The sequence below is a fragment of the Pseudomonas sp. YuFO20 genome, from assembly GCF_035064975.1.
Lineage (GTDB): Bacteria > Pseudomonadota > Gammaproteobacteria > Pseudomonadales > Pseudomonadaceae > Aquipseudomonas > Aquipseudomonas putida_AE.
The window spans coordinates 143,001-152,135 of the sequence record NZ_JAXDEO010000006.1; the positions used below are offsets into that span (position 1 = coordinate 143,001).

General features: G+C 61.3%; 11 protein-coding genes. 7 read left to right on the forward strand and 4 right to left on the reverse strand.

Annotated features, from left to right (window positions below; genetic code table 11):
• Positions 1-35: 35 nt before the first annotated feature.
• From SOP85_RS05575 to aroC, 3 genes are read right to left on the reverse strand one after another with little or no spacing between them, the layout of a single operon-like run.
• A complete protein-coding gene (locus SOP85_RS05575; protein WP_323626341.1) occupies positions 36-578 on the reverse strand; it encodes an acireductone dioxygenase in 543 nt (180 codons plus the stop codon).
• On the reverse strand, positions 575-1,750 hold the full coding sequence (locus SOP85_RS05580; protein WP_323626342.1) for an MFS transporter: 1,176 nt from the start codon (positions 1,748-1,750) through the stop codon (positions 575-577). The genes SOP85_RS05575 and SOP85_RS05580 overlap by 4 nt, the downstream gene beginning before the upstream one ends.
• Positions 1,751-1,757: 7 nt before the next feature.
• Positions 1,758-2,849, reverse strand: coding sequence for a chorismate synthase (gene aroC, locus SOP85_RS05585; protein ID WP_323626343.1), 1,092 nt, complete (start codon positions 2,847-2,849; stop codon positions 1,758-1,760).
• 83 nt (positions 2,850-2,932) lie between these two features.
• Between aroC and SOP85_RS05590 the strand changes: the two genes are divergently transcribed.
• Together SOP85_RS05590 and SOP85_RS05595 are read left to right on the forward strand one after the other, a co-directional pair.
• A complete protein-coding gene (locus SOP85_RS05590) occupies positions 2,933-3,931 on the forward strand; it encodes an alpha/beta hydrolase (RefSeq protein WP_323607533.1) in 999 nt (332 codons plus the stop codon).
• Positions 3,932-4,030: 99 nt separating this feature from the next.
• Entirely contained in the window at positions 4,031-4,822 is a 792-nt protein-coding gene (locus SOP85_RS05595) for a hypothetical protein (RefSeq protein ID WP_323626344.1), read from the forward strand.
• Positions 4,823-4,939: 117 nt separating this feature from the next.
• Here SOP85_RS05595 and prmB read toward each other — a convergent pair whose 3' ends face one another.
• On the reverse strand, positions 4,940-5,848 hold the full coding sequence (prmB, locus tag SOP85_RS05600; protein WP_323626345.1) for a 50S ribosomal protein L3 N(5)-glutamine methyltransferase: 909 nt from the start codon (positions 5,846-5,848) through the stop codon (positions 4,940-4,942).
• 239 nt (positions 5,849-6,087) lie between these two features.
• Between prmB and SOP85_RS05605 the strand changes: the two genes are divergently transcribed.
• The 5 genes from SOP85_RS05605 (at position 6,088) to SOP85_RS05625 (ending at position 8,872) form a co-directional block, all read left to right on the forward strand.
• Positions 6,088-6,678 (forward strand): cysteine hydrolase family protein, encoded by a 591-nt coding sequence (locus SOP85_RS05605; protein ID WP_274077669.1) that lies wholly within the window; start codon positions 6,088-6,090, stop codon positions 6,676-6,678.
• Between the two features lie 130 nt (positions 6,679-6,808).
• On the forward strand, positions 6,809-7,129 hold the full coding sequence (locus SOP85_RS05610; RefSeq protein ID WP_274077668.1) for a hypothetical protein: 321 nt from the start codon (positions 6,809-6,811) through the stop codon (positions 7,127-7,129).
• Between the two features lie 87 nt (positions 7,130-7,216).
• Positions 7,217-7,774: a Smr/MutS family protein gene (locus SOP85_RS05615; protein WP_007898817.1), complete on the forward strand. Its 558-nt coding sequence runs from the start codon at positions 7,217-7,219 to the stop codon at positions 7,772-7,774.
• A 77-nt stretch (positions 7,775-7,851) separates the two neighbouring features.
• A complete protein-coding gene (gene folE, locus SOP85_RS05620) occupies positions 7,852-8,397 on the forward strand; it encodes a GTP cyclohydrolase I FolE (protein ID WP_046815589.1) in 546 nt (181 codons plus the stop codon).
• Between the two features lie 103 nt (positions 8,398-8,500).
• Positions 8,501-8,872 (forward strand): glutathione S-transferase N-terminal domain-containing protein, encoded by a 372-nt coding sequence (locus SOP85_RS05625; protein WP_274077667.1) that lies wholly within the window; start codon positions 8,501-8,503, stop codon positions 8,870-8,872.
• Positions 8,873-9,135 lie beyond the last annotated feature (263 nt).

Below are 9,135 nucleotides of genomic sequence, written 5' to 3' on the forward strand. Positions count from 1 at the left end.
GGCGCTTCACGGCCTGAGTTGTGTTCGCAGACCGCTCAGTCGTCCATTCGCGGGAATCGACCCGCAATGTCGTCGCCGGTGAAATTGGCCACCCAAGGCTGATTGCTGGACAGACGAATCGCAACGACAAAAGGCTGTTCGCCGATGTCCAGCCACTGCCGCGTGCCCGCCGGCAGCATTATCAGGTCGTTTTTCTCGCACAGCACGGCATAGACGTAATCGTCGATGCGCACAGACAACAAGGCGCTGCCCGCGGCGACCAGCATGACTTCGTCCTGGTCCTGGCGCTGTTCTTCGATGAAGCTTGCGCGTATCGAGTCTTTTTGCGGGTGATCGCGGTCAAGGCTGATCACATCGACCCTGCGCAACCCGTGCTCGGTCATCAGACTGTCAATTGGCGCCTGATAGGCATTGATGACGTCTTCGTGGCTGGCACCGGGGCGGACCTTCGCCGTGGCTTCCGAGCGGTCGAAGCGAACCCCCTGCTCGGCAAGCGTCGAAGCAATGTCTTCGAAGTGGGTCAGCACCTTGTTGGGGATGTCGGGACTGGAAAGGTGATAAACGGACAGGCTACTCATCTGGCAACTCCTTGATTGTTCAAGAGGGAGCGCGTGTCCTCTTGCATTCGTGTGGCAATGATAACGGCTGCCGCCAGCGCTGCGAGGCTGGCAATACTAAAGGTTAAGGGGGCGCCAAGGGCATTCCAGCTGTAACCGGAATACAGCGCGCCCATTGCGCCACCGGTGCCGGCCAGTGCGGCGTACAACGCCTGGCCCTGCCCTTGCTGGCGCGGGCCGAAGCTGCGCTGCACGAACTGGATGGCCGCGGCGTGAAAACTGCCGAATGTCGCCGCGTGCAGCACCTGGGCAAACAACAACACCCAGAGAAATTCGGCGAACGTGCCGAGCAGCAGCCAACGCAACGCCGCCAGCAGGAAGCTCGCCAGCAGCACGCGCCGCACCGAGAACCGCGCGAGGATCCGGCTCATGGCCATGAACATCAGCACTTCCGCCACCACGCCGACGGCCCAGAGCATACCGATCACGCCGCGGCTGTAACCCAGTCGCTCGAGGTGCAGGGTGAGAAAGGTGTAATAGGGCCCATGGCTCATCTGCATCAGCGCCACGCACGCGTAAAACGCCAACACCCCGGGGCTGCGCAATTGCGCGAGGAAACCTTCGCCAGTCAATCGCTCGCCCTGCACGGGCTGGGCGTTCGGGACCCACAGGCTGCTGAGCACGATCCCGGCCAGGATCAGCACCAGCGCTGCGGGATAAATATCCAGGCTGAGCCATTCGAACAAGCGCCCGAGCGCCACCACCGTAATGATGAAACCGATGGAGCCCCACAGGCGAATCTGGCTGTAGCGAGAGGTTTGCCCTTGCAGGTGCGCCAGGGTAATGACCTCGAACTGCGGCAGTACCGCGTGCCAGAAGAACGCGTGCAAGGCCATGACCATCGCCAGCCAGGCATAGGTCTGGCTGACGAAAATCAGCGAAAACGTCAGCAGCGTGCACACTGCGCCCAAGCGCACGATCGCCAGCCGCCGCCCGGTGTAGTCGCCGAGCCAGCCCCAGAGGTTCGGCGCCACGCAACGCATCAGCATGGGGATGGCCACCAGCTCGCCGATGCGCGCCGCGGAGAACCCCAGGTGATCAAAGTACAGCGCCAAAAAAGGCGCTGTCGAACCGAGCAAGGCGAAATAGAACAGATAAAAGCTGGAAAGCCGCCAGTACGGGAGGGCCGCCACCGGTGTCTTAGATCTGGCCCAGCACCGGCGTGCTCACCCGCACATCGGCGTTCTGCCCACGGTGGCGTAGCAGGTGGTCCATCAGCACGATGGCCATCATCGCTTCGGCGATCGGCGTGGCGCGGATGCCGACGCACGGGTCGTGTCGACCCTTGGTGATGACTTCCGCCGGGTTGCCATGGATGTCGATGGAACGGCCCGGCGTGGTGATGCTCGAGGTCGGCTTCAACGCCAGGTGGGCCACGATCGGCTGGCCGGAAGAAATGCCGCCGAGAATGCCGCCGGCGTTGTTGCTGAGGAAACCTTCTGGCGTCATCTCATCGCGGTGCTCGGTGCCGCGCTGGGCGACGCTGGCGAAACCGGCGCCGATCTCCACGCCCTTGACCGCGTTGATGCTCATCAGCGCATGGGCCAGCTCCGCGTCGAGACGGTCGAAAATCGGCTCGCCCAACCCCGGCATCACGCCTTCGGCGACCACGGTGATCTTCGCGCCGACCGAATCCTGGTCGCGGCGCAACTGGTCCATATAGGCTTCCAGCTCCGGCACCTTGTCCGGATCAGGGCTGAAGAAGGCGTTCTGCTCCACCGAGTCCCAGGTCTTGAACGGGATTTCGATCGGACCGAGCTGGCTCATGTAGCCGCGAATGACAATGCCCCGGGTCGCCAGGTACTTCTTGGCAATCGCACCGGCCGCCACGCGCATCGCGGTTTCCCGGGCCGAGCTGCGCCCGCCCCCGCGATAATCGCGCTCGCCATATTTGTGGTGGTAGGTGTAGTCGGCGTGGGCCGGACGGAACAAGTCCTTGATCGCAGAGTAGTCCTTGGACTTCTGGTCGGTGTTGCGGATCAACAGGCCGATGGAGCAGCCGGTGGTGCGACCCTCGAACACCCCCGAGAGGATTTCGACTTCGTCGGCTTCCTGGCGCTGGGTGGTGTGGCGGCTGGTGCCGGGCTTGCGGCGATCGAGGTCGCGCTGCAGATCCTCCAGGGAAATCTCCAGGCCCGGCGGGCAGCCATCGACAATGGCGACCAACGCCGGGCCATGGCTTTCGCCAGCGGTGGTGACAGTGAACAGCTTGCCGTAGGTATTGCCGGACATGCAGGACGCTCCGTGAAATGAACCTGAATACGTAATGCGCGCCAGTATACGCAGGCTATCCAAGTAGTTCATCCTCGAACCTTATGGGAGCCGGCGAGTCCAACCGGCACCTTGACCATGATGGCCCGACAATGCTGCGAGTTATAGCCTTGAGCCTTACCCTGATTTCCGGCTTTGCCCAGGCCACTGTCCTGCAGCGGCCGATCACCCTGGATACCGGCACTGGAGAGCTGTTCGGCTCGTTGCTGCTGCCCAAATCCGAAACGCCGGTGCCGGTTGTGCTGATCATTTCCGGCTCCGGCCCAACCGATCGTGACGGCAACAACCCCGACGGCGGGCGCAATGACAGCCTCAAGCGCCTGGCCTGGGTACTGGCCAAACACAACATCGCCAGCGTGCGCTACGACAAGCGCGGTGTGGCGGCGAGCCTGGCGGCAGCCCCTGACGAACGCAATCTGTCGGTGGAAGGCTACGTGGCCGACACCGAAGCCTGGGGCCGCAAACTCAAGACCGACCCGCGCTTCAGCCAGTTGATCCTGCTGGGCCACAGCGAAGGCGCCTTGATCGCCAGCCTCGCGGCCCCCAGCGTCGATGCCGCAGCGGTGATTTCCATGTCCGGCAGCGCCCGGCCGATCGACCAGGTGCTGCGCGAGCAACTGGGCAACCGCCTCCCTCCTCCGCTGGTGCTGCGCAGTAACCAACTGCTCGACAGCCTCAAGGCCGGGAAGACTGACGACAACGTGCCACCGCAACTGCAGGTGATTTTCCGTCCGAGTGTGCAGCCGTACCTGATTTCACTGTTCCGCCAGGACCCTGCCGCGGCGTTCGCCAGGTTGAAAATGCCGGCGCTGATCATCCAGGGCAGCAACGACATCCAGGTCGGGATCAATGACGCCAAGCTGCTCAAGGCGGCCAAGCCGGACGCCGAACTGGCGCTGATCGAAGGCATGAACCACGTCATGCGCATCGTGCCCAACGACGTCAAACGGCAATTGGCCTCCTATAAAGACCCGCAATTGCCGTTGGCGGCTGAGCTGGGCACGCGAATCCTGGCTTTTATTGACGGACTTCGCACCTCTTAAGCGCCTTTAGCACTCCAGTCCTGAAAAAAACGGCCGATAAGTCTTTGTCGCCAGCGCTATGGCTGGCGACAAGTAGAGCTTGGACAGGATCTCGCCGTTATGACCGATACCCCGACTTCACCCGACACCACCGCTGAAAAAGAGGCACCGCCAGCGGTCGAGCTGCCCTGGGCGGACGTCGACGTCGAGCACCCGAAAATGCTCCGTCTGGCGCCGCTGCAGACCGATCGGAGCACCGGTGGCCGGCCCCTGCGTTTTGTCGAGTTCGGTTATGCCGAGCGCCAAGACAAGGTCCGCAGCCTGCTGCGCATGCGCATCACCCTGCCCGGCCAGCGGGTGCGCAAGGAACAGAATCATCTGGATGTGTGGGTCGATCACCTCGAAAAACGCGTGCATTTCGGACCGGACAGCGGCCTGCAAATCGAACCGCTGAACCGCGGCATCGGCCGCTTCATGGCCGCCTACGGGGTCAACTGGGCGAAGAAACGCTGGCCTGGCTATACCGTCGACGGTAGCGATCTCAACAACAAGGACGCGCTGAACGAAGACACGCGCCTGCGCCGCGATCACTTTTTGAGGGTGCACGGTTTCGACGTGGTCTACGCCGATGCCCAGCATTTGAAAGGCAGCGTCAAGGAAGTCAGGGTCGGTGACTTGCTGGGCGACTGGAACACCGAAAAACTGCAGGTGGTGGAGATTCTCGAGGCGGCGCAGATGCTCCAGCAAGCCGAGCAGAACCTGGCCGAGCAGGAAGTCAAACTGAAGAAACACGAAGAGAAGGTCAGCAAATACCAGCGTGAAGACGCCGGTTTGCGCTTTACCATTGCCTGTTTGGTGGCGTTTGCGGTGTTTCAGGCGGGGTTGTTGATCTGGATTGCGACACACCGGTAGTCGGCGGCGATGCCATCGCTGGCAGGCCAGCTCCCACAGGTATCATGTCGTGCCCAAATGTTTTGGCACACACAAAACCTGTGGGAGCTGGCCTGCCAGCGATAGGGTTTCAAGGAATTAGACGCGGGACGCGAATAATGCCTGATGCTCGCGGCACTGCTCAGCCGTCAACATGAACACGCCATGCCCGCCGCGCTCGAATTCCAGCCAGGCGAAATCGACTTGCGGGTACAACGCCTCGACATGCACCTGGCTGTTGCCCACTTCGACAATCAGCAAGCCCTTCTCGGTCAGGTGGTCCGCGGCCTCGGCCAGCATGCGCCGCACCAGGTTCAGACCGTCATCGCCGCAGGCCAGGCCCAGTTCCGGTTCGTGCTGGTATTCGTCCGGCATGTCGGCGAAATCCTCGGCGTCCACGTACGGCGGGTTCGACACGATCAGGTCGAAACGCTGCCCCGGCAGACCATCGAAGCCATCGCCCTGCACGGTATAGACACGCTGGTCGACGCCGTGGCGCTCGATGTTCTGGTTCGCCACTTCGAGCGCTTCGAACGACAGGTCGGCCAGCACCACTTCTGCGCTCTGGAACTCATAGGCGCAGGCAATACCGATGCAGCCGGAGCCGGTGCACAGGTCGAGAATCCGCGCCGGCTCGGTGCCCAGCCATGGCGTGAAACGGTTTTCGATCAGTTCGCCGATCGGCGAACGCGGGATCAGCACGCGCTCATCGACGATGAACGACAGGCCGCAGAACCAGGCTTCACCCAGCAGGTAAGCAGTCGGCACGCGCTCTTCGATGCGGCGCTTGAGCAGGTGCTGCACGTGGGCCACTTCGTCTTCTTCCAGATTGCAGTCCAGGTAACTGTCGGCGATTTCCCACGGCAGGTGCAGCGCACCCAACACCAGTTGACGGGCTTCGTCCCAGGCGTTGTCGGTCCCATGGCCGAAAAACAGATCCTCCCCATGGAAGCGGCTGACGGCCCAACGGATATGGTCACGCAGGGTACGAAGGCGGGAAGTGATCACGACGGTAAACTCCAGAAAAATCGACGGGCGATTCTACCAGTCAAACGTCGTCTCGACGACGCAGGAAAAATACTCGGGCAAATGTAGGAAACTTCTGGTTTTCTCACCCACCCTTGAACAAAACGTCATACTTGACAACGCTGCACGCCAGTAACGACGGTGCCTACGATGGTAGCGATTCACAGAAGCGCTCAGCCAGAGGACAATGTCGCAAAAGCCCCACTCGAAGGAGCCCCAGAATGTCCGTTCCACAAACGATGTTTCAACTCAGCGGCCGCGGTTACGCAGCAGCCAAACTGAGTCATGCGACCCTGATCATCATCGATGCCCAGAAAGAATACCTCAGCGGCCCCCTGGCCCTGAGCGGCATGGATGCGGCTGTCGCGAACATCAAGCAATTGGTGACGGCTGCCCGTGCGGCCGGCCGGCCCATCGTGCATGTCAGCCATCTCGGCACCGTTGGTGGGCTGTTCGACCCCCGCGGCGAGCGTGGCCAGTTCATCCCGGGGCTGGAGCCGCTGGCCGGCGAAATCAAGATCGAGAAGATCCTGCCCAGTGCCTTCCATGGCACGGACCTGAAAAAACGCCTGGAAGAACTGGGCTCGGTGGACCTGGTGGTGTGCGGTTTCATGAGCCATTCCAGTGTCAGCACCACCGTGCGGGCGGCGAAAAACCTGGGTTTCCGCTGCACCCTGGTGGAAGACGCCTGCGCCACCCGCGATCTGCCGTACAAAGGCGGCGTCCTGAGCGCCGAGCATGTGCAGCAGACCGAAATGGCGATCATGGCGGACAACTTTGCCGCCCTCGCCCTGACCAACGACCTGGTCTGAGCAGGGTTCATGGGCGGCGCAGGCCGCCGCTCATCCGCAAAAGCCTCTTGTTCGCCGTAAATGTCTTAGCCTCAGGAACATCCCGGTCAACTTCCGGTCGAAGGGCCGATACCCATTGAGGAAGGTCGGAATGAAGTTATCCGATGGTTTTGACGCTCGCCGCTTGCGGCCCAAAGGCCAAAGCAACTGGCGTTTTCGATTCGGCGCGGCCTTTGCCGCCTTGCTGGCGACCTGTGGCGTGCTGCTGGCGATGGCAGGTGCCGCCGCCCTGTTCGGTCACATGCCCGCCCTGGGCGAGTTGAACAGCAACCGCGCGGGGGCGGCAGTGATCCTGGTCATCGGCCTGTTCGTGCTGTACCTGGGCGTGTGGCTGTGGCGCCGCTGCCGCCGCCGTTCACGGCAGTCGAACGCGCTGAACATGTCCCCGCACCTGATGAAAAAACACGACTAAGCGCACATCGTCGCCCGCTGCCGCGCGTTTTCTCACGCCCGATTCCCTTCGAGTTGGGTAAACTGGCCGCCCTTCGCGGAGGCTGACATGCAAGACGACGATTTTTCCCTGTTCAAAAGTGCGATCCAAGGCGTCAAGCCGATCAAGCACGATCGCGCCGAAACCGGCAAACCCAAGGCTGACCGCGCGCAGATCGCAAAATTGCGCCAGGCGGCCACCGTGCGCACCGATGCCACCACTGTCGACGGGCTGTCCGATCAGTTCGTCATCGACGTCGGCCCCGAAGACGAGCTGATGTGGGCCCGCGACGGCGTGCAGGAAAGCCAGATGCGCAAGCTCAAGATCGGGCAGATTCCGTTCGAAGGCAGCCTTGACCTGCACGGCATGAACGTGGAAAAGGCCCGGGAAACCCTCTGGGCCTTCCTGGCTGAAGCGACCAAGTTCGAAATCCGCTGCGTGCGCGTCACCCACGGCAAGGCCGTGCGCCTGGACGGCAAGCGGCCGATGATCAAAAGCCACGTCAATACCTGGCTGCGCCAGCATTCGCAGGTACTGGGTTTCACCTCGTGCCAGCCCAAACATGGCGGTGCGGGCGCTGTTTATGTGATGCTCAAACGAACCATGATGGAAGGCCGCGACGAGTAAAGCTGATGCTTCACGCTTGCAGCGTCGTGTCCGTCACCGTACCCTTGCCCTTTGCGTAAAATCCCACAGGTAGTTTCATGTCCCTGGAACAGAATTACACCGCGATCCTTGGCCAACTGGGCGAGGATCCCTCCCGCGAGGGCCTGCTCGACACGCCAAAACGTGCCGCCAAAGCCATGCAGTACCTCTGCCGCGGTTATGAACAGACGCTGGAAGAAGTCACCAACGGTGCCCTCTTCAGCTCCGACAACAGCGAAATGGTGCTGGTCAAGGACATCGAGTTGTACTCGTTGTGCGAACACCACCTGCTGCCGTTCATCGGCAAGGCCCACGTGGCCTACATCCCGAGTGGCAAGGTACTGGGCTTGTCGAAAGTCGCGCGGATCGTCGATATGTACGCCCGCCGCCTGCAGATCCAGGAAAACCTCAGCCGCCAGATTGCCGATGCCGTCCAGCAGGTCACCGGCGCCCTGGGCGTTGCCGTGGTGATCGAGGCCAAGCACATGTGCATGATGATGCGCGGTGTGGAAAAGCAGAATTCGTCGATGATCACCTCGGTGATGCTGGGCGAGTTCCGTGAGAACGCCGCGACTCGCAGCGAATTTCTCAGCCTGATCAAGTAATTCGCCCCACGAAGAGAACCGGCATTCATCGCCGGTTTTTTTTCGTCCGGGAAAAATCAGGTAAGCTGCGCGCCTTTCTCCAATAGCACCGTGAGGCTTCAACGTGTTCGTAAAAGCGCTTCGTGTCGGCCTTGGCCAACTGATCATTTTCATCGACTTCATCACCCGTCCCGGCAAGAAGCAGCGCCCTGCCGCCGCCCAGGCCCAGGTCGAAGCCGCCGCCAAGGACCTGACCCTGTATCAGTTCCATGCCTGCCCGTTCTGCGTGAAAACCCGCCGCACCCTGCGTCGCCTGAACGTACCGGTGGCCTTGCGTGATGCGAAGAACAGCGAAACGGATCGCCAGACCCTGCTCGAGCAAGGTGGCAAGATCAAGGTGCCGTGCCTGCGAATCGTAGAGAATGGGCAGACGACCTGGATGTATGAGTCCAAGGTGATCATTGATTATCTGGACAAGCGGTTTGCTGCAGCCTGATGGAGTTGTGGTGTTTTAAATGACGCCTTCGCGAGCAAGCCCGCTCCCACATTGGAATGCAATCAACTGTGGGAGCGGGCTTGCTCGCGAAGAGGCCGGTAAGAACGCCACAAATCTCAGACAAAAAACCGGCCATTGAGCCTAATGCCAGTCAGTTAAGCTGACTGGCATTTTTATTTCTGATCGGATACTTCGGCGATTTGAGCCGGATGGCTCGGGGATAAATACGCTCCTCTCGCCGATGAGGCAGGACATAGTGCGGC

Coding starts and splice junctions, on each gene's coding strand:
- aroC (WP_323626343.1), bottom strand. CDS start 2,849: ATGTCCGGCAATACCTACGGCAAGCTGTTCACTGTCACCACCGCTGGC.
- SOP85_RS05605 (WP_274077669.1), top strand. CDS start 6,088: ATGTCCGTTCCACAAACGATGTTTCAACTCAGCGGCCGCGGTTACGCA.
- SOP85_RS05610 (WP_274077668.1), top strand. CDS start 6,809: ATGAAGTTATCCGATGGTTTTGACGCTCGCCGCTTGCGGCCCAAAGGC.
- SOP85_RS05590 (WP_323607533.1), top strand. CDS start 2,933: ATGGGAGCCGGCGAGTCCAACCGGCACCTTGACCATGATGGCCCGACA.
- SOP85_RS05575 (WP_323626341.1), bottom strand. CDS start 578: ATGAGTAGCCTGTCCGTTTATCACCTTTCCAGTCCCGACATCCCCAAC.
- SOP85_RS05615 (WP_007898817.1), top strand. CDS start 7,217: ATGCAAGACGACGATTTTTCCCTGTTCAAAAGTGCGATCCAAGGCGTC.
- SOP85_RS05595 (WP_323626344.1), top strand. CDS start 4,031: ATGACCGATACCCCGACTTCACCCGACACCACCGCTGAAAAAGAGGCA.
- folE (WP_046815589.1), top strand. CDS start 7,852: ATGTCCCTGGAACAGAATTACACCGCGATCCTTGGCCAACTGGGCGAG.